A 25,093-nucleotide genomic window follows, 5' to 3' on the forward strand; every position below is an offset into this window, starting at 1 on the left:
TACTAGCAACAATACATGAGTTTTGAATGAATTGCTGCCGCCCGGTCGAAAAAAGGGGCCGTCAGGCCCCTTTTTCTGAAACTCGCAGAATTAGCGACGCAGACCCAGACGCTCGATCAGCGCAGAGTAACGTGCAACATCTTTACGTTTCAGGTAGTCGAGCAGTTTACGACGCTGAGAAACCATGCGCAGCAGACCACGACGGCTGTGGTGATCTTTTTTGTGCTCTGCAAAGTGGCCCTGCAGGTGGTTGATCTGTGCAGTCAGCAGTGCAACCTGAACTTCGGTAGAACCGCTGTCGTTTTCGCCACGACCAAACTCAGAAACGATTTTTGCTTTAGCTTCAACGCTTAGAGACATTTTAGAACTCCAAAATTAAAAGAAAGAAAGGGTGCCGATCTCTAATTCAGCGACCCCTGATGCAACGCCCGAAAATGTTAAAACACTTTAGCGGACGTTAAGCGGCGATATTCTACTCGTAGCAGGCTTTTATCGCAAGAAAAGCGCTTACGCCGGGTATTCCACCACCAGACGACGCGGCGCCACGCGGCCTTCATCGTCAATTTCGCCCATGCCGAGAAACTTGCCGGATTCACTTTCCATCACCCGCACCAGCCCGTTAAGCGGCGCGCCTGACTGACGTACCGGGTTGCCGTTTTTAAAGTAGACCGCGGAGGTCTCCGGGATCGTCACCAGCGGATAGTCCGACGCCGGGCTGTCCATGGGCATCAGCAGCGGATCGAGCAGCTGCGCGGCAGGAATATCCTGCGCCGCCGCCTGATCGACCAGCGCCTGCAGCTGCTCGAGGGTCACCATCCGCTCAACCGGGTATTTGCTCACCGCCAGGCGACGCAGGAAAATCACGTGCGCGCCGCAGCCGAGCTTCTCACCTAAATCATCGATAATCGTCCGGATGTAGGTGCCCTTCGAACAATGGATCTCCAGCTCCAGTTCATCGCCTTCATGGCGAATAAACAGCAGCTCATAAACGGTAATCGGCCGAGCTTCACGCGGGACCTCAATCCCCTGACGGGCATATTCGTACAGCTTCTTGCCCTGATATTTCAACGCCGAATACATCGACGGCACCTGCTGCGTCTCGCCGCGGAAGCTGTCCAGCGCCGCCGCCAGCTGTTCATCGCTAAAGGTCAGCGGGCGCTCTTCCACCACTTGGCCATCGGCATCGGAGGTATCGGTGCGCTGGCCAAGTTTAGCTATCACGCGGTAGCGCTTATCGGAGTCCAGCAGGTATTGGGAAAACTTGGTCGCTTCGCCAAGACAGATCGGCAGCATACCGGTCGCCAGCGGATCCAGCGCGCCGGTGTGTCCGGCGCGATTGGCGTTATATATACGCTTTACTTTCTGCAGCACATCGTTGCTGGAGGCGCCCTGAGGCTTATCCAGCAGCAATACGCCGTGCACGTCGCGGCCGCGACGACGAGGACGACTCATCAGTCCTCCTTGCTGTCGTCCGGGTTCACACGACGCTCATCGTCGTGTTTCACCACGCTGGTGACCAGGTTGGACATACGCATCCCTTCCACCAGTGAGTTGTCGTAGAAGAAGGTCAGCTCCGGCACGATGCGCAGGCGCATCGCTTTCCCCAGCAGAGAGCGGATAAAGCCAGAGGCTTCCTGCAGCGCTTTGATGCCCGCTTTCACCGCGGCTTCATCTTTGTCGTTGAGGAAGGTGACATACACCTTGGCATAGGCCAGGTCACGGGACATTTCCACACCGGAAACGGTGGTCATCATGCCCAGACGCGGGTCTTTGATTTCACGCTGCAGGATGATAGCAATCTCTTTTTGCATCTCCTGGGCCACGCGCTGCGGGCGACCAAATTCTTTCGCCATAATAAATTCTCCAGAATAAAGACAAAAAAGGGGCCTAAAGCCCCTTTTTAAAATGATTGCCGGGTGGCGCTTCGCTTCCCCGGCGGCTTAGCCATCCGATGATTAATCGATGCTACGCTGGATTTCGATGATTTCGAACACTTCGATCATATCGCCAACGCGAACGTCGTTGTAGTTCTTCACACCGATACCACATTCCATGCCGTTACGGACTTCGTTAACGTCATCTTTGAAGCGGCGCAGGGATTCCAGCTCGCCTTCATAGATAACCACGTTGTCACGCAGCACGCGGATTGGGTTGTGACGTTTGATCGTCCCTTCGGTAACCATACAGCCCGCGATGGCGCCGAATTTCGGCGATTTAAAGACATCACGCACTTCAGCCAGACCGATGATCTGCTGTTTCAGTTCCGGAGACAGCATGCCGCTCATCGCCGCTTTCACTTCGTCGATCAGGTTATAGATGACGGAGTAGTAACGCAGATCCAGGCTTTCCGCTTCGATAACTTTACGCGCAGAGGCATCGGCACGAACGTTGAAGCCAACCAGAATCGCGTTGGATGCTGCAGCAAGGGTGGCGTCGGTTTCGGTGATACCACCTACGCCGGAACCGATGATCTTCACTTTCACTTCGTCGGTAGACAGTTTCAGTAAGGAATCGGAAATCGCCTCGACAGAACCCTGTACGTCCGCTTTCAGCACGATGTTCACTTCGTGAACTTCGCCTTCGGTCATGTTAGCGAACATGTTTTCCAGTTTAGATTTCTGCTGACGCGCCAGCTTAACTTCACGGAATTTGCCCTGACGATACAGCGCCACTTCACGCGCTTTTTTCTCGTCACGAACCACGGTCACTTCATCACCGGCAGCCGGCACACCGGACAGGCCGAGGATTTCCACCGGAATGGACGGACCCGCTTCCAGCACTTCGCGACCCAGTTCGTCACGCATCGCACGCACACGACCGTATTCGAAGCCGCACAGAACGATATCGCCCTTGTGCAGCGTACCTTCGCGAACCAGAACGGTAGCGACCGGACCACGACCTTTATCAAGGAAGGATTCGATCACCGCGCCGCTCGCCATCCCGTTACGGACCGCTTTCAGCTCGAGTACTTCAGCCTGCAGCAGGATCGCGTCCAGCAGGTCGTCGATACCGGTACCGGCTTTCGCGGAGACGTGGACGAACTGGCTCTCGCCGCCCCACTCTTCCGGCAGGATGCCGTACTGGGACAGTTCGTTCTTCACACGGTCCGGATCGGCTTCAGGCTTATCGATCTTGTTCACCGCAACCACCACCGGCACCTGCGCCGCTTTGGCGTGCTGGATAGCTTCGATAGTCTGCGGCATCACGCCGTCGTCTGCCGCCACCACCAGAACCACGATATCCGTCGCCTGCGCACCACGAGCACGCATGGAGGTAAACGCGGCGTGGCCCGGGGTATCCAGGAAGGTGATCATGCCGTTGTCGGTTTCTACATGGTAAGCACCGATGTGCTGGGTAATACCACCCGCTTCGCCGGAGGCAACCTTAGTGGAACGAATGTAGTCCAGCAGCGAGGTTTTACCGTGGTCAACGTGACCCATGATGGTCACAACCGGTGCGCGCGGTTCAGCCGCCGCGCCGGTGTCACGGTCGCTCATTACCGCTTCTTCCAGCTCGTTTTCACGACGCAGGATAACTTTGTGGCCCATCTCTTCGGCAACCAGCTGTGCGGTTTCCTGGTCGATGACCTGGTTGATGGTCGCCATGGCGCCCAGCTTCATCATCGCTTTGATGACCTGCGAACCTTTCACCGCCATCTTGTTAGCCAGTTCGCCAACGGTGATGGTTTCGCCGATCACGACGTCACGGTTAACGGCCTGCGCCGGCTTCTGGAAGCCCTGCTGCAGAGCGGAACCTTTACGGTGCTTACCGCCTTTGCCGCCGCGAACGGCCGCACGGGCTTCTTCACGATCGGCTTTAGATTCAGCGTGTTTGTTGCCTTTCTTCGCCGGACGCGCCGCTTTGCTGCTACGGCTGCGGCTGCGGCCGCCTTCGACTTCACGATCGTTATCATCTTCAGCCTGACGTGCATGCTGTGACGTGGTGACGTGATAGTCGCTGGTGTCTTCCGGGCTGTCTGAAGTTTCAGACCAATTTTTTTCGTTTTCTTCTGCCATACGGCGTGCTTCTTCCGCTACACGGCGCGCTTCTTCTTCAAGTTTGCGGCGTGCTTCTTCTTCCGATTTGCGCTTCAGTTCCGCGGCTTCGTTCTCGCGACGGATCTTTTCAGCCTGGGCGGTTTTGGTCATTTCGTCGGTATGTTGATTGCTCACTTTGTCTTTTTCCGCAGCTTCACGTTTCGCTTTATCAGCGACTTCACGTTTAGCTTGTTCTGCGGCCTCACGTTCAGCTTTTAATTGCGCCTCGCGTTTCGCTGCTTCTTCAGCTTCACGACGGGCCTGCTCTTCCGCTTCACGCTGCGCCTGCTCTTCCGCGGCCAGGCGTTCAGCCTCTTGCGGATCGCGTTTCACAAAGGTGCGTTTCTTGCGGACTTCGATTTGTACCGATTTACTCTTTCCACCGGTACCTGGAATATTCAACGTACTGCGCGTCTTACGCTGTAACGTCAGCTTGTCTGGCGCCGAACCGTGCTCACGGTTCAGGTGCGTCAACAAAGTTTGTTTCTCTTGCGAGGTCACAGAATCATCAGCCGTTTTGCGGATGCCTGCGTCAGCAAATTGCTGTATCAGGCGATCCACAGAGGTCTGAATCTCTGAGGCCAGCGCTTTAATAGTCACATCTGTCATGCTGTTCCTTCCTGCTACAGTTTATTACGCTTCGTCGCCGAACCAACAAATGTTGCGAGCGGCCATGATGAGCTCGCCAGCTTTCTCGTCGGTCATCCCTTCGATATCAGCCAGGTCATCAACGCCCTGCTCGGCGAGATCTTCCAGCGTACAAACACCACGGGCAGCCAGTTTGAATGCCAGGGCACGATCCAGACCTTCGAGATTCAACAGATCATCGGCAGGTTTGTTATCTCCCAGGCTTTCTTCCTGAGCCAGCGCCAGCGTAGTCAGTGCGTTTTTCGCACGCTCACGAAGTGCTTCAACGGTGGCTTCATCCAGACCGTCGATTTCCAGCAGTTCTTTCATCGGCACATAGGCCAGCTCTTCCAGTGAGGAGAAGCCTTCTTCAACCAGCACTGTCGCGAAATCTTCATCAATATCTAGATATTTGGTGAAGGTATCGATAGCGGCATGCGCTTCCGCCTGGTGCTTAGCCTGCAGATCGTCAACGGTCATCACGTTGAGTTCCCAGCCGCTAAGCTGCGAGGCCAGGCGGACGTTCTGACCGTTACGGCCAATCGCCTGCGCCAGGTTGCCCGCTTCTACCGCGATATCCATGGTGTGTTTATCTTCATCCACCACGATGGACGCGACGTCTGCCGGCGCCATAGCGTTAATCACGAACTGCGCCGGGTTATCATCCCAGAGGACGATATCGATACGCTCGCCGCCCAGCTCGGTGGATACCGCCTGCACGCGCGCGCCGCGCATACCGACGCAAGCGCCAACCGGGTCGATACGCTTGTCGTTGGTTTTCACCGCGATTTTGGCACGAGAGCCCGGATCGCGAGCTGCCGCTTTGATCTCCAGCACTTCTTCACCGATTTCCGGCACTTCGATGCGGAACAGTTCGATCAGCATCTCAGGTTTGGAACGGGTCACGAACAGCTGGGCGCCACGCGCTTCCGGACGGACGGCGTACAGTACGCCGCGAATGCGGTCGCCCGGACGGAAGTTTTCACGCGGCAGCATATCTTCACGCAGGATCACGGCTTCAGCGTTGTTGCCCAGATCCAGAGTGATGTTGTCGCGGTTCACTTTTTTCACCACGCCGGTGATGATCTCACCTTCGTGCTCGCGGAACTGATCGACCACCATCGCGCGCTCGGCTTCGCGAACTTTCTGCACGATAACCTGTTTAGCGGTCTGGGTGGTGATGCGGTCGAAGGTGACAGATTCAATCTGATCTTCGACGTAGTCGCCGACGTTCATGCTTTCATCTTCGAAACGCGCGGCTTCCAGCGTGATCTCGCGCGTCGGCTGGGTGACTTCTTCTACAACCAGCCAGCGACGGAAAGTGTCGAAATCGCCGCTCTTGCGGTCGATTTCAACGCGAACGTCGATCTCTTGTTCGTATTTTTTCTTGGTGGCCGTTGCCAGCGCGCTTTCCAGCGCTTCGAAAATTTTCTCACGCGGCAGCGCTTTTTCGTTGGAAACGGCTTCAACAACAGCCAAAATTTCTTTGTTCATCGGGGCCTTTCACCTCAATCCAGACTGTTAAAAGTGGGGAACCAGGTTCGCCTTCTGGATGTTACTCAGCGCGAACACTTCATCTTTGCCTTCGACGGTTACCGTGATCATTTCACCGTCTACCGCTTTGATAATGCCCTGCCATTTGCGACGGTTCTGAACCGCCATGCGCAGCACCAGCGCAACTTCTTCGCCAGTGAAACGTTGATAGTGTTCGGCGGTGAACATCGGACGGTCGAGACCAGGCGAAGAGACTTCCAGGTTGTAAGCGACAGTGATCGGGTCTTCGACATCCATGACGGCGCTTACCTGGTGGCTCACATCAGCACAATCATCAACGTTGATGCCATCTTCACTATCAATATAGATGCGCAGTGTGGATGTGCGACCGCGAATAAATTCGATGCCGACCAGCTCAAAGCCAAGCGCTTCAACCGGCGCAGTGAGCATCTCTGTCAATTTTTGCTCTAATGTGGACAAACCCACCCCCAAGACATAAAAAAAGGGCGTATAGCCCAGTTATTCTGAAGTCAGATAACAAAAAACCCCGATAAATCGGGGCTTTAGATAACTGAACCCTGAGATCGCCATGGCGATCTGGAACACCTTCCGCAAGAATTCTTTCAAATTCGGCTACGAAGGACACCTAGTCCTCACAGTATATTTGAAAAAGTACTTAATGGGAAAGTGGTTGCGGGGGCCGGATTTGAACCGACGACCTTCGGGTTATGAGCCCGACGAGCTACCAGGCTGCTCCACCCCGCGCCTGAAACGTGGCATATTTTACTCTTTTTGAGCAAAAGACGCAAATACTGCTGGGATTTGGTACCGAAGACGGGACATAAAATCGGGATGAATTGTAACGACAATTAGTATATTTTGTCAACATGCATTTTATCGCCCCCGATTGCCGTTTGTGCTGGTATTTCAGGCTTTTTTAGCAAAAAGATGATGAAGCCCTTCCTGTCACCAGTAAAAGATGGTTAAATGAATACTCACAATTAATGCATAAAAATGCGGTTAAGGTTGTTGAGTCGAACTCACCACAGTCTATCGAGCAGGGTTTTATTTTATGACGACGATTCTCAAGCATCTCCCGGTTGGTCAACGTATTGGTATCGCTTTCTCTGGTGGACTGGATACCAGCGCCGCGCTGTTATGGATGCGCAAAAAAGGCGCCGTGCCTTATGCATATACCGCTAACCTGGGTCAACCGGACGAAGACGATTACGATGCTATTCCGCGCCGCGCGAAAGAGTACGGCGCCGAAGGCGCCCGTCTGATCGACTGCCGCAAACAGCTGGTCGCAGAAGGGATCGCCGCGATTCAGTGTGGCGCTTTCCATAACACCACCGGCGGGTTGACCTACTTCAACACCACGCCGCTGGGCCGCGCTGTCACCGGCACCATGCTGGTAGCGGCAATGAAAGAAGACGGCGTCAACATCTGGGGCGATGGCAGCACCTATAAAGGCAACGATATCGAACGTTTCTATCGCTACGGCCTGCTGACCAACGCTGAACTGCAGATCTACAAACCGTGGCTGGACAGCGATTTCATCAATGAACTCGGCGGCCGTCACGAAATGTCCGAATTTATGATCGCCTGCGGCTTTGACTACAAGATGTCGGTCGAGAAAGCCTATTCCACCGACTCCAACATGCTCGGCGCTACCCACGAAGCGAAAGATCTGGAGTTTCTGAATTCCAGCGTCAAGATCGTCAACCCGATTATGGGCGTGAAGTTCTGGGACGAAAACGTGAAGATCCCTGCGGAAGAGGTCACCGTACGTTTTGAGCAGGGTCACCCGGTAGCGCTTAATGGCAAAACCTTCGCCGATGACGTCGAGATGATGCTGGAAGCCAACCGCATCGGCGGTCGTCACGGCCTGGGCATGAGCGACCAGATCGAAAACCGGATTATCGAAGCGAAAAGCCGCGGCATTTATGAAGCCCCGGGGATGGCGCTGCTGCATATCGCTTACGAGCGTCTGCTGACCGGTATTCATAACGAAGATACTATTGAGCAATATCACGCTCACGGTCGCCAGCTGGGCCGTCTGCTGTATCAGGGCCGCTGGTTCGATTCCCAGGCGCTGATGCTGCGTGATTCGCTGCAGCGCTGGGTCGCCAGCCAGATCACCGGCGAAGTCACCCTTGAGCTGCGTCGCGGCAACGACTACTCGATCCTCAATACGGTATCAGACAACCTGACCTATAAAGCAGAGCGTCTGACCATGGAAAAAGGCGATTCCATGTTTACCGCTGAAGACCGTATCGGCCAGCTGACCATGCGTAATCTGGATATCACCGATACCCGCGAGAAGCTGTTCGGCTACGCGCAGTCTGGCCTGCTGAGCGCCTCCTCAGCGACGGGTTTACCGCAGGTTGAAAATCTGGAAAACAAAGGCAAATAATCGCCTGACGATGTTTGCTCTCTGCCGGCGGCTCTCCGCCGGCTTTTTTATTTTTTGTTACCAGTCCGCACCAGAAAATTCGAAAAGAGGCATTATTTCCTTATCGCCTGGTCAGCAAAATTGTTGACTATAATATCCTCAATTGATTAATTCGTATCTGGTGATAAACATCATGAATATTAAACCGCCTATCAGGCCGCAGAAGGCCATTGACCGATTGATCGATGTGCTTGAGCCACACGCGACGCCCGTTAATGCGATCGCCAGAAAAAGACTTACGTGGGAATATAAAGGCAAAACCCAGCTCTTTATTTTTAAAAAAGGCGAGTTGTCGATTATTCGTAATTCCGACAGGCTCTTGATGGTGACCGTCTATGAACCCCACCTTTTCGGCGTGGCGGAAATGCTGCAGCCCAGCCGCAGTCATAGCCTGCGTGCAGAGGTCTCATCCGAGCTGCTACGTATCGACTACGATCTGGCGTCGGCGCTATTTCGTCAGCATAATCTGTGGGAAGAAGTGACAATCCTGCTGGCCTATCATACCTCGTATATGGTGTATCGTGACGATCTGGTCTTGCAACAGCGAACCTATTCGGTGATCCGTAACCATCTGCTGGAAATGATGCTCTTAACCGAAGAGACACGACAGCGCGTATCTATTCTTGAATATATTCAGGACCGGACTCATCTCTCACGCAGCAGTATTCTTAATGTCTTGTCAGCCTTAAAGAAAGGCGGTTATATTGCCTTTGCCCGGGGGGGTTATTTACAAAGCATTGCCTCACTTCCTGAAAAATTCTGACTCGCGCCAACCTCTGTCATTTGTGGCTATTCATCTCACAGCTGAAGTTGTTTAAATTTAAACCAATAAACGCTAACGGTAACAAAAAAATAATTTTAAGCTAAATACCTGAGTTACCGGAGGACATCCTGTGCCGGGTACGACCAGCAGACAGCCAAGGCGTGCATCGCCGGGCCTGCGCAGGTGCAGGATATGCCGCCGGCAATCGGCCAGGCGTGAGCAGCGGTAGCGGGAGTTGATCCCCTCTCCTACCGCCTGCTCGACCATAACGATGAGATCCAAAAACCCGTTAATTTTGCCCGAACACCCGTATCGGGCTTTTTTTTATCTGAAGGAATTCAACAATGAAGTCTATTGCTCCAAAAATGGTAGCCTTGATGATCGCTGTGGGGGCCAGCGGCGCCGCCTGCGCATCCGTTAATCTGCATGGTGAAGCCGGTAGCGAGTTTACCAATCTGTCTGCCAGCTTTGGCGCCGGGGAACCTGGAATGACGTTCAATACCCAGTGGGCGCATAGTGACAATGACGGCGACACTATTGGACTGGGTATGGGTTATAACTTCAACCTCGGGCCTTTCCTGATGACGCTGGGCGGTAAAGGCATCTATCTGAACCCTAAAGATGGGGATGAAGGCTACGCCATCGCCGCGGGTGGCGGAGCAGAGCTTCCTCTCGGCCAGTACTTCACGCTCTTCGGTGAGGGTTATTACTCGCCGGACTCGATGTCCAGCGGCGTCGATGATTATGTGGAGGCCAATGCCGGGGTACGCCTTAACGTGCTGCCGTCGCTGAATATCGAAGCAGGCTATCGATATATCGATATGGCGGGGAAAGACGGCCATCGCGACAACACCCTCGCCGACGGGGCCTACGCCGGGGTTAACTTCCGCTTTTAATCCATGCACAGGGATTGCCATCCGGCAGTCCCTGCTTCATTCTTAACTGGCCTGCGGCACGCTTTTCAGTACGCGGTTAATCTCCTGCAGGCCAGCAACATTATTCTCTTTGCGGTAAACCTCATTCATGGACGCCATCTGCTCCAGGCGGGTCAGAGCGCCATACACCTGATACGCCTCGCTGTGTCTGTCGAACACATCGCGGCGCTCAACATCCTGCAGATAATTGCTTTTCAATGAATGGTTAAGGCGGCCAATCAGTGCCGTATTGTCCTGGAAATAGCGCGTCACCGCCTGGGGATTATTCGCTGCAACGCCAGGCTCACTGTATGATACCGGTACGGTTAGCGCATTAATCGTCTCCACCGTTTTGGATGGCGATGTTGAACTGCATCCCGCTAAACCGAGCGCGCCGGCGACGATAAGCAACCCGATCTTGTTCATTGTGTCACTTCACCTCTGTTGATTAGACGTGGCGACTTTAACGACAGTAAAAGGCGGGAGCCAGTGAAGAGATGTTTATTAATAAATGACCGGTGGGGATAAAAACAAAAAAAGACGCTTTTCAGCGTCTTTTTTCTGGAATATTGGTACCGAGGATGGGACTCGAACCCACAAGCCCGTTAGGGCACTACCACCTCAAGGTAGCGTGTCTACCAATTCCACCACCTCGGTACAGAATACTTAGTGCGGGATATCGCTGGTCGGCTGAGCCGGCGCAGTTGGCTGAGTTTGCTCTGTTTTCGGCGCGCTCAGGTTATCCCACTCACTTCCTTTACTGGTCTTGTTGCTGTTGATGTTACCCAGCGCCAGACTGATGATGAAGAACAGCGCAGCCAGGATGCCGGTCATACGGGTCATGAAGTTACCAGAACCGCTGGACCCAAACAGTGTGCCGGAAGCGCCTGCACCGAAGGAGGCTCCCATATCAGCGCCTTTACCTTGCTGCAGCATAACCAGACCTACGAGGCCAATCGCTACAATAAGGAAAACAACCAAAAGAGCTTCGTACATAATCAACCTGTTCCTTGCGGATTCGCCGCATACCAAGTGCTTCGACCAATAAAGCGGGACGTTTTAACGTTTCCCACTGAAGCGGGTGTGAATACTAACCAAAGCGAATGACCTTCGCAAGGGCAATTTCGACACATTGTATCAACTGCAGAAAAAAACAGCAAAAAGCCGGTGTTCGATCATAAAAAAGGCGGCAAGCGCCGCCTTTTTAACCACTTAGCCGGCAAGCTTAGACGCTTTTTACCGCTTCGGCGATGCGATGCGCAAACTCGTGCACCTGATCTTCATGCTCGCCTTCCACCATGACGCGGATCAGCGGTTCCGTACCCGATTTACGCAACAGGACGCGGCCACGCTTACCTAACGCCGCTTCCACTTCTGCGGTCACCGCTTTGACATGCTCATTCTCCAGAGGGTTACCGCTGCCCTCGGTAAAGCGCACATTCACCAGCAGCTGAGGGAACATCTTCATGCCGCTGCACAGGTCATGCAGGCTCATATGGTTGCGTACCATCGCCGCAACCACCTGCAAACTGGCGACGATGCCATCGCCGGTGGTGGTTTTATCCAGCAGGATCACATGGCCGGAGTTTTCCGCACCGATGCGCCAGCCTTTTTCCTGGAGCATCTCCAGCACATAGCGGTCACCCACCTTAGCGCGGGCAAACGGGATGCCCAGCTGCTTGAGCGCCAGCTCCAGGCCCATATTGCTCATCAGCGTACCGACGGCGCCGCCGCGCAGCTGTCCCTGACGCAGCCCTTCCCGGGCGATGATGTAGAGGATCTGGTCACCATCGACTTTATTGCCTTCGTGGTCAACCATGATCACCCGATCGCCATCGCCATCGTAGGCAATGCCCAGATCGGCTTTTTCCGCCAGCACGCGCGCCTGCAGCGCCCGCACGTCGGTGGCCCCGACCTCTTCGTTGATGTTGAGGCCGTCAGGCTCGCAGCCCATCGCGATAACCTGGGCGCCCAGTTCGCGGAAAACATTGGGCGCGATGTGGTAGGTTGCGCCGTGTGCACAGTCCACCACCACTTTCAGCGTGGAGAGGCTCAGCTCGTTAGGAAAGGTGCCTTTACAAAACTCAATGTAGCGGCCTGCGGCATCGACGATGCGGCTGGCTTTACCCAGCTCAGCCGAGTCCACACAGGTGAGTTCTTTCTCCATTTCGGCTTCAATCGCCTCTTCCACATCATCCGGCAGCTTGGTGCCCTCAATGGAGAAGAACTTGATGCCGTTGTCGTAGAAAGGGTTATGTGAAGCGGAGATGACGATCCCCGCCTCGGCGCGAAAGGCGCGCGTCAGGTAGGCGATCGCCGGCGTTGGCATTGGCCCGGTGAACGACGCAGAGAGCCCCGCTGCCGCCAGCCCGGCTTCCAGCGCCGATTCCAGCATATAGCCCGAAATACGGGTATCCTTGCCGATGATAATTTTACGCGAGCCGTGACGCGCTAACACTTTGCCCGCCGCCCAGCCGAGCTTAAGCACAAATTCCGGAGTGATCGGCGCATCGCCGACGCGGCCACGAATACCATCGGTGCCAAAATACTTGCGGTTACTCATAACGTTTTTTTCCCTTAGCGGCGAGAGTGGCTTCCACCACGCGCAGCGCTTCTACCGTTTCTTTGACATCATGGACGCGGATAATCTGCGCGCCCTGCATTGCTGCAATGACGGCACACGCCAGGCTGCCGTTCAGCCGTTCCGACGGCCCGACGTTCAGCAACTGACCTACCATCGACTTACGCGACATACCGACCAGCAGCGGCAGACCAAAGTGATGAAACTCTCCCAGCCTGGCCAGCAATTGATAATTGTGGGTGAGATTTTTACCGAAACCGAATCCCGGGTCGAGCAGCAATTTTTCTTTTGCGATCCCTGCCTGTTCGCAGCGCACGATGTGTTCATTAAAAAAGCGCTCCACATCGGCGAAGACATCCTCATACTTCGGCGCCTCCTGCATGGTTTTCGGCTGTCCCTGCATATGCATCAGACACACCGGCAGCCCGGTGTCCGCCGCAGCCTGCAGCGCGCCGAGTTCGGTCAGCGAACGAATATCGTTAATGATATGCGCCCCTGCCCGGGCGGATTCGCGGATAACCTCCGCTTTGGAGGTATCCACGGAGATCCACACCTCAAAGCGCTGGGCGATAGCCTCCACCACCGGGATCACCCGCGCAAGCTCCTCTTCCACGCTAACCTCAGCCGCCCCTGGCCGCGTCGATTCACCGCCGATATCAATGATGGTCGCCCCGGCGTTGATCATCAGATTGGCATGCTTCACCGCCTCAATCAGCGAATTATGGGCGCCGCCATCGGAGAAGGAGTCAGGCGTCACATTAAGAATACCCATCACGTGGGGGTGAGAGAGATCGAGGGTTGAGCCCTGGGCTACAAGTTTCATCACAAAATCCCTGAGACTGAAGAGGTTAAAAAAGAAAAACCCCGGAGCGGGCGCCCCGGGGTTTTAAGGTTAAAACAAGACATCAACAGCGGCAGCTTATTTGTCGCCCAGCTGCTCTGACATGGTGTTGCCCGGGTTCGGCGTACGCGGTTCATCGACCGGACGCGGCGCACGAGGCGTGCCATTGTTGTCAGAGTTGTTAGAAGAACCGGGTTCTTCCCATCCCGCTGGCGGACGAACATCGCGACGAGCCATTAGGTCGTCAATCTGCGGCGCATCGATGGTCTCATACTTCATGAGCGCATCTTTCATCGCGTGCAGAATGTCCATGTTGTCGTTCAGCAGCTGGCGAGCACGACCGTAGTTACGCTCAATCAGCGATTTCACTTCCTGGTCGATGATACGTGCAGTTTCATCGGACATATGCTTCGCTTTCGCGACGCTGCGGCCGAGGAACACTTCACCCTCTTCTTCCGCGTACAGCAGCGGACCAAGTTTGTCGGAGAAGCCCCACTGGGTCACCATGTTACGCGCCAGGTTCGTCGCCACTTTAATGTCGTTAGACGCGCCGGTAGAAACATGTTCCGGACCGTAGATAATCTCTTCCGCCAGACGACCGCCGTACAGGGTGGAGATCTGACTTTCCAGTTTCTGACGGCTGGCGCTGATCGCATCGCCTTCCGGCAGGAAGAAGGTCACACCCAGCGCACGACCGCGCGGGATAATCGTCACTTTGTGCACCGGATCGTGCTCCGGCACCAGACGACCGATAATCGCGTGGCCCGCTTCGTGGTAAGCGGTGGACTCTTTCTGCGCTTCCGTCATCACCATGGAGCGGCGTTCCGCACCCATCATGATTTTGTCTTTCGCTTTTTCGAACTCAACCATCGATACGACGCGTTTGTTGCCGCGGGCAGCAAACAGGGCCGCTTCGTTGACCAGGTTGGCCAGGTCCGCACCGGAGAAGCCAGGGGTACCGCGAGCAATGATTGCCGCATCGATATCCGGCGCCAGCGGAACGCGACGCATATGCACTTTCAGGATCTGCTCACGACCGCGAACATCCGGCAGGCCAACCACCACCTGGCGGTCAAAACGGCCCGGACGCAGCAGCGCGGGGTCAAGAACGTCCGGACGGTTAGTCGCCGCGATAACGATAATGCCTTCGTTACCTTCGAAGCCGTCCATCTCAACCAGCATCTGGTTCAGGGTCTGCTCACGTTCATCGTGACCACCGCCAAGACCGGCGCCACGCTGGCGGCCGACGGCGTCGATTTCATCGATGAAGATGATGCAAGGCGCTGCTTTCTTAGCCTGTTCGAACATGTCACGTACACGGGATGCACCAACACCGACGAACATTTCTACGAAGTCAGAACCGGAAATAGTAAAGAACGGCACTTTTGCTTCGCCAGCGATCGCTTTCGCCAGCAGCGTTTTACCGGTACCCGGAGGACCGACCATCAGGACGCCTTTCGGGATCTTACCGCCCAGTTTCTGGAAGCGGCTCGGCTCACGCAGGTATTCCACCAGTTCGCCGACTTCCTCTTTCGCTTCGTCACACCCGGCAACGTCAGCAAAAGTGGTTTTGATCTGATCTTCCGTCAGCATACGGGCTTTGCTTTTGCCGAAGGACATCGCGCCCTTTCCGCCGCCGCCCTGCATTTGCCGCATAAAAAAGATCCAGACGCCGATCAACAGCAGCATTGGGAACCAGGAGATGAAGATGGAAGCCAGCAGGCTTGGCTCTTCTGGTGGTTCACCAACAACTTTGACGTTTTTAGTCAACAGGTTATCGAGCAGCTTCGGATCGTTAACCGGAATGTAAGTCGTGTAACGGTTACTATCTTTCTTGGTAACGTTGATCTCACGTCCGTTGATACGCGCTTCGCGAACCTGGTCCTGATTGACCTCTTGCAGGAAGGTAGAATAATCCACCTTGCGGCCATTCGACTCGCTGGGCCCAAAGCTCTGGAATACTGACATCAGCACAACGGCAATGACCAGCCAGAGTATTAGGTTTTTCGCCATGTCACTCAAGGGATTAACCTCTTATTACAACTGTGTTAAAAACAGCGTCAGGATACGCTATATCCAGTTTCTTTCAAACTTTCATTTGAAATCTGCCGGTTATGGTTTACGCCCGGTCGCTACAATATACACTTCACGCGAACGAGCGCGGGAAGAGTCCGGCTTACGAACTTTGACCTTCGTAAACAGGGAGCGAATTTCTCGAAGATACTCATCGAAGCCTTCGCCCTGGAACACCTTCACTACAAAACTACCACCTGGCGCTAATACATCACGAGACATTTCAAGCGCCAGTTCTACCAGATACATCGCCCGGGGAATATCCACCGCCGGTGTTCCGCACATATTCGGCGCCATATCGGACATGACCACTTGTACTTTACTGTCGCCTACTCGCTCAAGTAACGCTTTCAGGACTAATTCATCACGAAAGTCGCCCTGAAGGAAGTCCACACCAACGATTGGATCCATTGGTAAAAGATCGCAAGCGATGATGCGGCCGCTGTTGCCGATCTGCGTGACCGCATACTGCGACCAGCCTCCGGGAGCAGCGCCGAGGTCAACTATCGTCATCCCCGGCTTAAAAATTTTGTCACTTTGCTGTATTTCATCAAGTTTAAACCAGGCACGGGAACGTAACCCCTTTTTCTGTGCCTGTTGAACATATTTATCGCTAAAGTGTTCCTGAAGCCAGCGGCTTGAGCTGGCAGAACGCTTTTTACCTGTCATTTAACATTCCCGTTCGGGTTCATCGTACTTTACTGCGTAAAAATCGACGCGGTAGTTTGGCGATATATGGGAGATGGCGGTAGAATGACCCGTTTTCAATCCCAACGTAAGCAAAAAAATACGATGAATCTGAGTACTAAACAAAAACAGCACCTGAAAGGTCTGGCACATCCGCTCAAGCCGGTAGTTATGCTTGGCAACAATGGTTTGACCGAAGGGGTACTGGCCGAGATCGAACAAGCGTTAGGGCACCATGAACTCATCAAGGTGAAGATCGCCTCAGAAGATCGCGAAACTAAAGCCTTGATCGTGGAAGCCATCGTGCGCGAAACCGGCGCCTGTAACGTACAGGTCATCGGTAAAACGCTGGTTCTGTACCGCCCAACGCCAGAGCGTAAAATCTCGCTGCCACGCTAAGAATATCCTCAATCCCGACACAACTTTGTGTAAAACGAGGGATTTCTGTGGCCAGGCGAGCAAAATGCCATGCTCGTGACGTTGATAAAAGGCCGCTATGCGGCCTTTTTCCTTTCTTTACAATCTATAAACATCGTAGCGGGAAATACGCCTTACAGGTATTCAACCTTGGTAATTTCGTATTCCACTTCCCCACCCGGTGTACGGATAGTCACGACGTCATCCTGCTCTTTACCGATCAGACCACGGGCAATCGGCGAGTTCACGGAGATCAGATTCTGCTTAAAATCAGCTTCGTCATCGCCCACGATACGGTAGGTCTGTTCCTCGTCAGTATCGAGGTTCAGCACGCTGACAGTAGAGCCAAAAATCACCCGGCCATTGTTCGGCATTTTGGTGATATCGATAACCTGCGCATTGGACAGCTTCGCTTCGATATCCTTGATACGCCCTTCGCAGAAGCCCTGCTGTTCACGCGCGGCATGATACTCGGCATTCTCTTTCAGATCGCCGTGTTCACGGGCCTCAGCAATAGCGGCAATGATTTCAGGACGACGCACAGACTTCAGATAATCCAGTTCTTCGCGCAGTTTTTCAGCGCCACGTAAGGTCATCGGAATCGCTTGCATTAGTTATACCTCTTTATCATTCCTTCAGGAAACGGATAGCTCCGCTCCGCCACCTGTCCTGTCCACGGGCAGGACACGAGCAAAAAGAAACCGACCCGGGAAACACTCCCCAGGTCAGCAGCAATTTTTCATTTGATAGGTATTTTACCCCGAAGTTCATTATGGGTCATCGTTTACTTTACTGGGCGTTGCACCGTAGTATGACGGCCTGGCTTCAGGTTGTTAGCGCGAGATTATGCGATTTCCCAGATTTATCATCGGATTGACTGCCGGTATAGCGCTTAGCGCTCAGGCGGCGAATATTGACGAGTACATCACCCAGCTTCCCGCCGGTGCGAACCTTGCCTTTATGGCGCAAAAGGTCGGCGCATCGACGCCGGAAATCGACTATCACAGCCAGCAAATGGCGCTTCCGGCCAGTACGCAAAAGGTCATCACCGCGCTGGCGGCCCTGCTGCAGCTGGGTCCCGATTTTCGTTTCACCACCACGCTGGAAACCAAAGGCTCACTGGACGGCGGCGTGCTGAAAGGCGATCTGATCGCCCGCTTCGGCGGCGACCCGACGCTGAAGCGGCAGGATATTCGCAATATGGTGGCGACGCTGAAAAAAGCTGGCGTGCAGCGTATCGACGGCAATGTGCTTATCGATACCTCGGTCTTCGCCAGCCATGATAAAGCGCCGGGGTGGCCGTGGAACGACCTGACACAATGCTTCAGCGCTCCGCCTGCGGCGGCGATTGTCGACCGCAACTGCTTCTCGGTCTCGCTGTATAGCGCGCAGAAGCCGGGCGATCTCGCCTTCATTCGCGTCGCCTCCTATTATCCGGTCACCATGTTCAGTCAGGTTCGCACCCTGGCGCGTGGCTCATCGGAAGCCCAGTATTGCGAACTGGACGTGGTGCCGGGCGACCTCAATCGCTATACCCTCACCGGCTGCCTGCCGCAGCGTAGCGAACCGCTGCCGCTGGCCTTCGCGATACAGGATGGCGCCAGCTACGCCGGGGCGATCCTTAAAGCGGAGCTGAAGCAGGCGGGGATCGCCTATAGCGGCACGCTGCTGCGTCAGACGCTGGCCAATGAGCCCGGCACGGTATTAGCCACCACCCAGTCGGCGCCGCTGCACGATCTGCTGCGGATCATGCTGAAAAAATCCGACAACATGATTGCGGATACCGTTTTTCGTACCATCGGTCATGCCCGGTTCGGCGTACCAGGGACCTGGCGGGCAGGATCCGATGCCGTACGTCAGATCCTGCGTCAACAGGCTGGGGTTGATCTCGGCAACACCATCATCGCCGACGGCTCTGGCCTGTCGCGCCACAACCTGATCGCCCCGGCGACCATGATGCAGGTGTTGCAGTATATCGCCCAGCACGACACCGAGCTCAACTTCATCTCTATGCTGCCGCTGGCGGGCCATGACGGCTCGCTGCAGTATCGCGCCGGCCTCCATCAGGCGGGCGTCGATGGCAAAGTCTCGGCGAAAACCGGGTCGCTGCAGGGGGTTTATAACCTTGCGGGCTTCATCACTACCGCCAGCGGGCAAAAGGTGGCCTTCGTGCAATACCTCTCCGGCTACGCCGTGGAGCCAGCCGATCAGCGTAACCGCCGCATACCGTTGGTGCGCTTTGAAAGCCGGCTTTATAAAGATTTGTACCAGAACAACTAAAAACAAAAGGGCCGCATCAGATGCGGCCCTTTTTGATCCAGAGAAGTCAGGATTAACGTTTGTAGATGAATTCAACGCCTTCTTCGTCGTCTTCGTCCCAGTCGTCATCCCAGTCTTCGTCATCTTCCACTTCGGCTTCGGCCTCTTCAAGCTGCTGACGGTGATAGTCGTCCCACATAAACTCGACTTTCTCCGGCTTCTGCTCTTCTTCCGCCTGCACGATGGGGTTTTCGATGATGAAGGTCATCACGTCCCAGCACAGATCTTTTACGCCCTGCTGGCTGGCGGCGGAGATCAGGTAGAATTTCTCTTCCCAACCCAGCGCTTCAGCAATCGCCTTCGCTTTAGCTTCGGCTTCCGCTTTGTCCATCAGGTCAATCTTGTTAAAGACTAACCAGCGCGGTTTGGAGGCCAGCTTCTCGCTGTATTTCTCCAGCTCGCCGATGATGATGCGCGCGTTCTCAACCGGATCGGAACCGTCGATAGGCTCGATGTCGATCAGGTGCAGCAATACGCGGCAGCGCTCAAGGTGCTTGAGGAAGCGGATGCCGAGGCCTGCGCCTTCCGCTGCGCCTTCAATCAGCCCCGGGATATCGGCGACCACAAAGCTCTTCTCATTGTCCATACGCACCACGCCCAGGCTTGGCACCAGGGTGGTAAACGGATAGTCAGCCACTTTCGGCTTGGCGGCGGAGACCGCACGGATGAAAGTGGATTTACCGGCGTTCGGCATCCCCAGCATTCCGACGTCCGCCAGCAGCATCAGCTCCAGCTGCAGGTCGCGCTTATCACCCGGCGTACCCATGGTCTTCTGACGCGGCGTACGGTTAACGGATGATTTAAAACGGGTGTTGCCCAGACCGTGCCAGCCGCCCTTCGCCACCATCAGACGCTGACCGTGTTTGGTCATATCGCCCATGGTCTCGCCGGTGCCCTGGTCGATAACCCGGGTCCCGACCGGCACTTTTACCGTCACGTCTTTACCACGCTTACCGGTACAGTCGCGGCTCTGGCCATTCTGCCCGCGTTCGGCGCGGAAAGATTTTTCAAAACGGTAGTCGATCAGGGTATTCAGGTTTTCGTCCGCTTCCAGCCAGACATCGCCGCCGTCACCGCCATCGCCGCCGTCCGGGCCGCCTTTCGGAATATATTTTTCGCGGCGGAAGCTTACGCAACCATTGCCGCCGTCACCTGCTACGACCAGGATCGTTGCTTCATCTACAAACTTCATTTTACTCTCCGTAAATCATTCGCCTGAGCGGGGCAGCGGTACTACCGCCTCTCGCTTACGCCAACGTCCCCAAAGACGATGACCGATGGCGGAATACATCGCGCCCGCAACCACGACAAACGCACCGAGATAACCAATCAGGTTTAACATCGGTCTGGCGAAAACATCGGGCCAGGCCATTGATAATAAATCAGAAAACAGTAGCGTAAACAGTGGCGTCAAGGTGATTAACGCGCTGACCTGCGCCGCCTGCCAGCGCGCCATGGCTTCCGCCAGCGCCCCGTAGCCGACAAGGGTATTCAGCCCGCAAAAAATCAGGCATGCCAGTTGCCAGCTGCTTAACCGGGATATCACCCCAGGCTCAGCGAGCGGCAGTAATGCAATCGTACATAAAGTGTACAGCAAAAATAGTATCTGCTGCGATGCCAGACGGCGCAATAACACCTTTTGCGCGACGCCGTAGCTTACCCACACCGTGGCGGCAGCAACGCCGAAAATTACCCCCCACGTGTAGTCCGTCAGGCGGGTAAAGATTTCAATCAGGCTGGTGTTGAAGAACATCACCAACCCGCTGAGCAGCATCAACGCGCCCACCACCTGGGTGCCGCGCATGCGCTCTTTCAGAATCACGACGCTAGCCACCATCATGCCTACCGGCGATAGCTGGCCGATGACCTGAGAAGCCGTGGGGCTGAGATACTGCAGGGAAGAACTGAACAGGATGAAGTTACCGAACAGGCCGCCGGTGGCAATCGCTAATAAGACCAGCCAGCGCGGCTTGCGAAAAATTCGCAGCGGCGGCAGTTTGCCTTTGATCGCGAGGATCGCGCCAAGGCCAATACTGGCCATCAGGAAGCGATAAAACACCACCGTTGGCGGCGCCATCACTTCAAGAACCTGCTTCATTGCAATCGGCAACGCTCCCCAACACATCGCGGTGGTAAGCGCCAGAATAATGCCAATCCCAGCCTGCTGCTTCATGCCTGTTTCCCTGCAAAAATTTTCCGGTAGACGAATGTAAAAAGCCCCGCAACGTGTTGCGGGGCTTTCATCCGTTACCGGGACGCGAAAAACTTATTCAGCAACGATGCTGATGAATTTACGGTTTTTCGGGCCTTTAACTTCGAACTTGACTTTACCGTCAGTCAAAGCGAACAGAGTGTGGTCACGGCCGCAACCAACGTTGGTGCCAGCGTGGAATTTGGTACCACGTTGACGAACGATGATGCTACCTGCCAGAACTGCTTCACCGCCGAAACGTTTTACGCCCAGACGTTTAGCTTCTGAATCGCGACCGTTACGAGTCGAGCCGCCAGCCTTTTTATGTGCCATTTAAATCTACTCCTCAGGTCTTAGGCGCTGATGCCAGTGATTTTCACATCAGTGAACCACTGACGATGGCCCTGCTGCTTACGATAGTGTTTACGACGACGAAACTTAACGATTTTAACTTTCTCGCCACGACCGTGAGCAACAACTTCAGCTTTGATTACGCCGCCCTCAACGAAAGGAACGCCGATCTTGATTTCTTCACCGTTTGCGATCATCAGCACTTCAGCGAACTCAACAGCTTCGCCAGTTGCGATGTCCAGCTTTTCCAGGCGAACGGTCTGACCTTCGCTTACTCGGTGTTGTTTACCACCACTTTGGAAAACCGCGTACATATAAAACTCCGCTTCCGCGCACCTCTTCGTGTGATTCAGAGTGCGCTATAAATATTCACAATAGGGCGCGAATATTACGCAAAACGCGAGCCTTTGACAAGAGCGATTAGCGATCAATGCAGAAAAAAAACACAACTTTCACGACAACGTTTATCTACGGCAATTTTTCAGTACAATCATAACTTCTTTTAATTCTGTCTTAATCCTTCTGTGATCCCACCTGGATTCATGGTAACAGGACATTTGGCCCGGCTTTTGCGATGAATTTAGAAAAAATCAATGAGTTAACCGCGCAAGATATGGCGGGTGTCAATGCGACGATTCTTGAGCAACTCAACTCCGATGTTCAGCTTATCAATCAGTTAGGCTATTACATCGTCAGCGGCGGCGGCAAACGCATTCGCCCGATGATTGCTGTGCTCGCCGCCCGCGCGGTGGGTTATCAGGGGAGCGCGCATGTCACCATTGCTGCGCTGATTGAATTTATTCATACCGCCACCCTGCTGCATGACGACGTCGTCGATGAGTCTGATATGCGTCGCGGCAAAGCCACGGCAAATGCGGCGTTTGGCAATGCCGCCAGCGTGCTGGTCGGCGATTTTATCTATACCCGCGCCTTTCAGATGATGACCCAGTTGGGCTCGCTGAAGATCCTCGAGGTCATGTCGGAAGCGGTGAACGTCATTGCCGAAGGCGAAGTGCTGCAGCTGATGAACGTCAATGACCCGGATATCACGGAAGAGAACTACATGCGCGTCATCTACAGCAAGACGGCGCGTCTGTTTGAGGCAGCCTCGCAGTGTGCGGGATTACTGGCCGACTGCACTGCGGAAGAAGAGCGCGCGTTGCAGGATTATGGCCGCTATCTCGGCACCGCTTTCCAGCTGATCGACGATTTACTCGATTACAGCTCCGACGGAGAGCGGCTTGGTAAAAACGTCGGTGATGACCTCAACGAAGGCAAACCGACGCTACCGCTGCTGCACGCCATGCACCATGGTACCGCCGATCAATCGGCGATGATCCGCGGGGCAATCGAGCAGGGCAACGGCCGCCATCTGCTGGATGCCGTCCTGGAAACGATGGCTGCCTGCGGTTCGCTGGAGTGGACGCAGAAACGTGCCGAAGAAGAAGCTGACAAAGCGATTGCCGCGCTGCAGGTTCTCCCTGACACCCCCTGGCGTGAAGCCTTGATCGGGCTGGCGCATATCGCGGTTCAGCGCGATCATTAATCTCCTCCCCCTTCCCGCGCAATGCGCGGGAAAGTTCCAGTAAAAACCTATTCCCTACCGTAAATTTCCGGATACCTTGATACATTCTGAATATTCCGGCGCTTTAACAGAACTTGTTAGAACCTTACCTGGTGCGCGGGTATAGTGTCCCCGTCGCCCATATGGGCCGATCAGGATCTTTATCACCAGGAGAATTTATGGATAAGTTCATCGACTGGCATCCCGCAGATATTGTTGCGGGATTACGTAAACGGGGAACATCGCTGGCGGCAGAGTCGCGACGGCACGGTCTGAGTTCTTCAACGCTGGCGAACGCCCTGACCCGCCCCTGGCCGAAAGGCGAATTAATCATCGCCACGGCGCTGGATACACAGCCGTGGGTCATCTGGCCGTCACGCTACCATGATCCGGTAACGCATGAGTTTATCGACAGAACGCAGATGATGCGTCAAAAGAAGATGGACAAGTGATGTGATTGTTCGACAAGGACCCGGGATAGACGCCCGGGCCCTGACAGGATGCGGTTACTCGCCTTTCACGCGCTGAATATTGGCACCCAGCGCCTGCAGTTTATCTTCGATACGCTCATAGCCACGATCGATATGATAAATGCGATCGACGATGGTGGTTCCCTCAGCGATACAACCTGCCAGCACGAGGCTCGCCGAGGCACGCAAATCGGTCGCCATCACCTGCGCGCCCGAAAGCTGCTCCACGCCGTGACAGATCGCGGTATTGCTCTCGATCTCCGCGTGGGCGCCCATACGGATCAGTTCCGGAATGTGCATAAAGCGGTTTTCAAAGATCGTTTCGGTGATCACGCCGGTCCCTTCCGCGACCAGGTTGAGCAGCGTGAACTGGGCCTGCATATCCGTCGGGAAGCCCGGATGCGGCGCGGTACGCACGTTAACCGCTTTCGGACGGTTGCCGTGCATATCAAGGCTGATCCAGTCTTCGCCCGTTTCGATGTCGGCTCCGGCGTCGCGCAGCTTCGCCAGTACGGCGTCCAGGGTATCTGGTTGCGCGTGACGGCAGAGGATCTTGCCGCCGGAAATGGCTGCGGCAACCAGGAAGGTCCCGGTTTCAATACGGTCCGGCAGCACGCGGTAAACGCCGCCGCCCAGACGCTGCACGCCTTCGATGGTGATGCGATCGGTGCCCTGGCCGCTGATTTTTGCGCCCAACGCGTTAAGGAAGTTCGCGGTATCGACGATCTCCGGCTCGCGAGCGGCGTTTTCGATAATCGTCGTCCCCTCGGCGAGGGTCGCTGCGCTCATGATAGTGACGGTGGCGCCGACGCTCACTTTATCCATCACGATATGCGCGCCTTTCAGACGACCATTGACCGAGGCTTTAACATAACCTTCTTCCAGTTTGATCTCGGCGCCCAGCTGTTCCAGCCCGCTAATATGCAGATCGACCGGACGCGCGCCGATGGCGCAGCCGCCAGGCAGAGAGACTTGTCCCTGACCGAAACGCGCCACCAGCGGGCCCAGCGCCCAGATGGAGGCGCGCATGGTTTTCACCAGATCGTACGGAGCACAGAATACATCGACCGGGCCGGCGTCAATCCACACCGAACCATTGCGCTCTACCTTCGCGCCCAGCTGACTCAGCAGCTTCATGGTGGTATCGATGTCTTTCAGCTTAGGTACGTTCTGGATCTCTACCGGCTCTTCGGCAAGCAGCGCGGAAAAGAGGATTGGCAGGGCGGCGTTTTTTGCACCGGAGATGGTGACTTCGCCCTGAAGGCGAGTCGGCCCCTGAACACGGAATTTATCCATTGATTCTGTTCTC

General features: G+C 54.9%; 25 protein-coding genes and 2 tRNA genes. 7 read left to right on the forward strand and 20 right to left on the reverse strand.

What is annotated here, in order from left to right:
- Positions 1-90: 90 nt before the first annotated feature.
- From rpsO to ABLU95_RS23035, 7 genes are all read right to left on the reverse strand, one after another.
- Positions 91-360, reverse strand: a complete 270-nt coding sequence (rpsO, locus tag ABLU95_RS23005; RefSeq protein WP_002918244.1) for a 30S ribosomal protein S15 — start codon at positions 358-360, stop codon at positions 91-93.
- A gap of 147 nt (positions 361-507) precedes the next feature.
- A complete protein-coding gene (gene truB / locus ABLU95_RS23010; RefSeq protein WP_023291116.1) occupies positions 508-1,452 on the reverse strand; it encodes a tRNA pseudouridine(55) synthase TruB in 945 nt (314 codons plus the stop codon).
- On the reverse strand, positions 1,452-1,853 hold the full coding sequence (gene rbfA / locus ABLU95_RS23015) for a 30S ribosome-binding factor RbfA (RefSeq protein WP_002918248.1): 402 nt from the start codon (positions 1,851-1,853) through the stop codon (positions 1,452-1,454). Before rbfA ends, truB begins: the two co-directional genes overlap by 1 nt.
- Positions 1,854-1,955: 102 nt before the next feature.
- The gene (gene infB / locus ABLU95_RS23020) at positions 1,956-4,646 is read right to left on the reverse strand and encodes a translation initiation factor IF-2 (RefSeq protein WP_023291117.1); all 2,691 of its coding nucleotides are present in this window, start codon (positions 4,644-4,646) and stop codon (positions 1,956-1,958) included.
- A 24-nt stretch (positions 4,647-4,670) separates the two neighbouring features.
- Positions 4,671-6,158 carry a transcription termination factor NusA gene (nusA, locus tag ABLU95_RS23025; RefSeq protein WP_002918252.1) on the reverse strand — a complete coding sequence of 496 codons (1,488 nt, stop codon included), beginning with the start codon at positions 6,156-6,158 and terminating at the stop codon, positions 4,671-4,673.
- A gap of 27 nt (positions 6,159-6,185) precedes the next feature.
- Positions 6,186-6,638, reverse strand: a complete 453-nt coding sequence (rimP, locus tag ABLU95_RS23030; RefSeq protein ID WP_002918364.1) for a ribosome maturation factor RimP — start codon at positions 6,636-6,638, stop codon at positions 6,186-6,188.
- A gap of 208 nt (positions 6,639-6,846) precedes the next feature.
- Positions 6,847-6,923: transfer RNA gene (locus ABLU95_RS23035), tRNA-Met, on the reverse strand.
- Positions 6,924-7,230: 307 nt separating this feature from the next.
- Between ABLU95_RS23035 and argG the strand changes: the two genes are divergently transcribed.
- From argG to ABLU95_RS23050, 3 genes are all read left to right on the forward strand, one after another.
- Positions 7,231-8,574, forward strand: a complete 1,344-nt coding sequence (gene argG / locus ABLU95_RS23040) for an argininosuccinate synthase (protein WP_004144895.1) — start codon at positions 7,231-7,233, stop codon at positions 8,572-8,574.
- 172 nt (positions 8,575-8,746) lie between these two features.
- A complete protein-coding gene (locus ABLU95_RS23045) occupies positions 8,747-9,376 on the forward strand; it encodes a winged helix-turn-helix transcriptional regulator (protein WP_023291118.1) in 630 nt (209 codons plus the stop codon).
- Positions 9,377-9,720: 344 nt separating this feature from the next.
- Positions 9,721-10,272, forward strand: a complete 552-nt coding sequence (locus tag ABLU95_RS23050; RefSeq protein ID WP_032454172.1) for a YfaZ family outer membrane protein — start codon at positions 9,721-9,723, stop codon at positions 10,270-10,272.
- Positions 10,273-10,314: 42 nt separating this feature from the next.
- On the opposite strand, the gene ABLU95_RS23055 is transcribed toward ABLU95_RS23050, so the two are convergent.
- The 7 genes from ABLU95_RS23055 to rlmE all read right to left on the reverse strand — a co-directional run bounded on the left by ABLU95_RS23055 (position 10,315) and on the right by rlmE (position 16,454).
- A complete protein-coding gene (locus ABLU95_RS23055; protein WP_072096600.1) occupies positions 10,315-10,563 on the reverse strand; it encodes a hypothetical protein in 249 nt (82 codons plus the stop codon).
- A 297-nt stretch (positions 10,564-10,860) separates the two neighbouring features.
- Positions 10,861-10,947 (reverse strand) — tRNA-Leu (locus ABLU95_RS23060).
- 9 nt (positions 10,948-10,956) lie between these two features.
- Positions 10,957-11,286 (reverse strand): preprotein translocase subunit SecG, encoded by a 330-nt coding sequence (secG, locus tag ABLU95_RS23065; RefSeq protein ID WP_002918369.1) that lies wholly within the window; start codon positions 11,284-11,286, stop codon positions 10,957-10,959.
- A 229-nt stretch (positions 11,287-11,515) separates the two neighbouring features.
- The gene (gene glmM, locus ABLU95_RS23070) at positions 11,516-12,853 is read right to left on the reverse strand and encodes a phosphoglucosamine mutase (protein ID WP_004206179.1); all 1,338 of its coding nucleotides are present in this window, start codon (positions 12,851-12,853) and stop codon (positions 11,516-11,518) included.
- Positions 12,846-13,694 (reverse strand): dihydropteroate synthase, encoded by an 849-nt coding sequence (gene folP / locus ABLU95_RS23075; RefSeq protein ID WP_348875106.1) that lies wholly within the window; start codon positions 13,692-13,694, stop codon positions 12,846-12,848. Before folP ends, glmM begins: the two co-directional genes overlap by 8 nt.
- Before the next feature lie 96 nt (positions 13,695-13,790).
- A complete protein-coding gene (ftsH, locus tag ABLU95_RS23080; RefSeq protein ID WP_004206183.1) occupies positions 13,791-15,725 on the reverse strand; it encodes an ATP-dependent zinc metalloprotease FtsH in 1,935 nt (644 codons plus the stop codon).
- A 99-nt stretch (positions 15,726-15,824) separates the two neighbouring features.
- Positions 15,825-16,454 carry a 23S rRNA (uridine(2552)-2'-O)-methyltransferase RlmE gene (gene rlmE, locus ABLU95_RS23085; RefSeq protein WP_008806638.1) on the reverse strand — a complete coding sequence of 210 codons (630 nt, stop codon included), beginning with the start codon at positions 16,452-16,454 and terminating at the stop codon, positions 15,825-15,827.
- Positions 16,455-16,577: 123 nt separating this feature from the next.
- Here rlmE and yhbY point away from each other — a divergent pair, with 123 nt between their 5' ends.
- Positions 16,578-16,871 carry a ribosome assembly RNA-binding protein YhbY gene (gene yhbY, locus ABLU95_RS23090; RefSeq protein ID WP_002918374.1) on the forward strand — a complete coding sequence of 98 codons (294 nt, stop codon included), beginning with the start codon at positions 16,578-16,580 and terminating at the stop codon, positions 16,869-16,871.
- A gap of 152 nt (positions 16,872-17,023) precedes the next feature.
- Here the strand turns inward: yhbY and greA are convergent, their stop codons facing one another.
- Positions 17,024-17,500 (reverse strand): transcription elongation factor GreA, encoded by a 477-nt coding sequence (gene greA / locus ABLU95_RS23095; RefSeq protein ID WP_002918375.1) that lies wholly within the window; start codon positions 17,498-17,500, stop codon positions 17,024-17,026.
- A 235-nt stretch (positions 17,501-17,735) separates the two neighbouring features.
- Between greA and dacB the strand changes: the two genes are divergently transcribed.
- A complete protein-coding gene (gene dacB / locus ABLU95_RS23100; RefSeq protein WP_023291122.1) occupies positions 17,736-19,169 on the forward strand; it encodes a serine-type D-Ala-D-Ala carboxypeptidase in 1,434 nt (477 codons plus the stop codon).
- Positions 19,170-19,221: 52 nt separating this feature from the next.
- On the opposite strand, the gene cgtA is transcribed toward dacB, so the two are convergent.
- The 4 genes from cgtA to rplU all read right to left on the reverse strand — a co-directional run bounded on the left by cgtA (position 19,222) and on the right by rplU (position 22,064).
- On the reverse strand, positions 19,222-20,400 hold the full coding sequence (gene cgtA, locus ABLU95_RS23105) for an Obg family GTPase CgtA (protein ID WP_004206186.1): 1,179 nt from the start codon (positions 20,398-20,400) through the stop codon (positions 19,222-19,224).
- A 15-nt stretch (positions 20,401-20,415) separates the two neighbouring features.
- The gene (locus tag ABLU95_RS23110; protein WP_004206187.1) at positions 20,416-21,381 is read right to left on the reverse strand and encodes a DMT family transporter; all 966 of its coding nucleotides are present in this window, start codon (positions 21,379-21,381) and stop codon (positions 20,416-20,418) included.
- A 93-nt stretch (positions 21,382-21,474) separates the two neighbouring features.
- A complete protein-coding gene (gene rpmA, locus ABLU95_RS23115; protein ID WP_002434222.1) occupies positions 21,475-21,732 on the reverse strand; it encodes a 50S ribosomal protein L27 in 258 nt (85 codons plus the stop codon).
- A 20-nt stretch (positions 21,733-21,752) separates the two neighbouring features.
- On the reverse strand, positions 21,753-22,064 hold the full coding sequence (gene rplU, locus ABLU95_RS23120) for a 50S ribosomal protein L21 (protein WP_002918379.1): 312 nt from the start codon (positions 22,062-22,064) through the stop codon (positions 21,753-21,755).
- A gap of 260 nt (positions 22,065-22,324) precedes the next feature.
- On the opposite strand from rplU, the gene ispB reads away from it, so the two are divergent.
- Together ispB and sfsB are read left to right on the forward strand one after the other, a co-directional pair.
- Complete coding sequence (ispB, locus tag ABLU95_RS23125) at positions 22,325-23,296, forward strand: octaprenyl diphosphate synthase (protein WP_023291123.1); 972 nt, start codon at positions 22,325-22,327, stop codon at positions 23,294-23,296.
- A gap of 197 nt (positions 23,297-23,493) precedes the next feature.
- Positions 23,494-23,766, forward strand: a complete 273-nt coding sequence (gene sfsB, locus ABLU95_RS23130; RefSeq protein WP_004206189.1) for a DNA-binding transcriptional regulator SfsB — start codon at positions 23,494-23,496, stop codon at positions 23,764-23,766.
- 54 nt (positions 23,767-23,820) lie between these two features.
- On the opposite strand, the gene murA is transcribed toward sfsB, so the two are convergent.
- Positions 23,821-25,080, reverse strand: a complete 1,260-nt coding sequence (murA, locus tag ABLU95_RS23135) for a UDP-N-acetylglucosamine 1-carboxyvinyltransferase (protein ID WP_023291124.1) — start codon at positions 25,078-25,080, stop codon at positions 23,821-23,823.
- Positions 25,081-25,093 lie beyond the last annotated feature (13 nt).

The sequence above is a fragment of the Klebsiella sp. GG_Kp146 genome, from assembly GCF_040061975.1.
In the GTDB taxonomy this organism is placed as follows: domain Bacteria; phylum Pseudomonadota; class Gammaproteobacteria; order Enterobacterales; family Enterobacteriaceae; genus Klebsiella; species Klebsiella quasipneumoniae.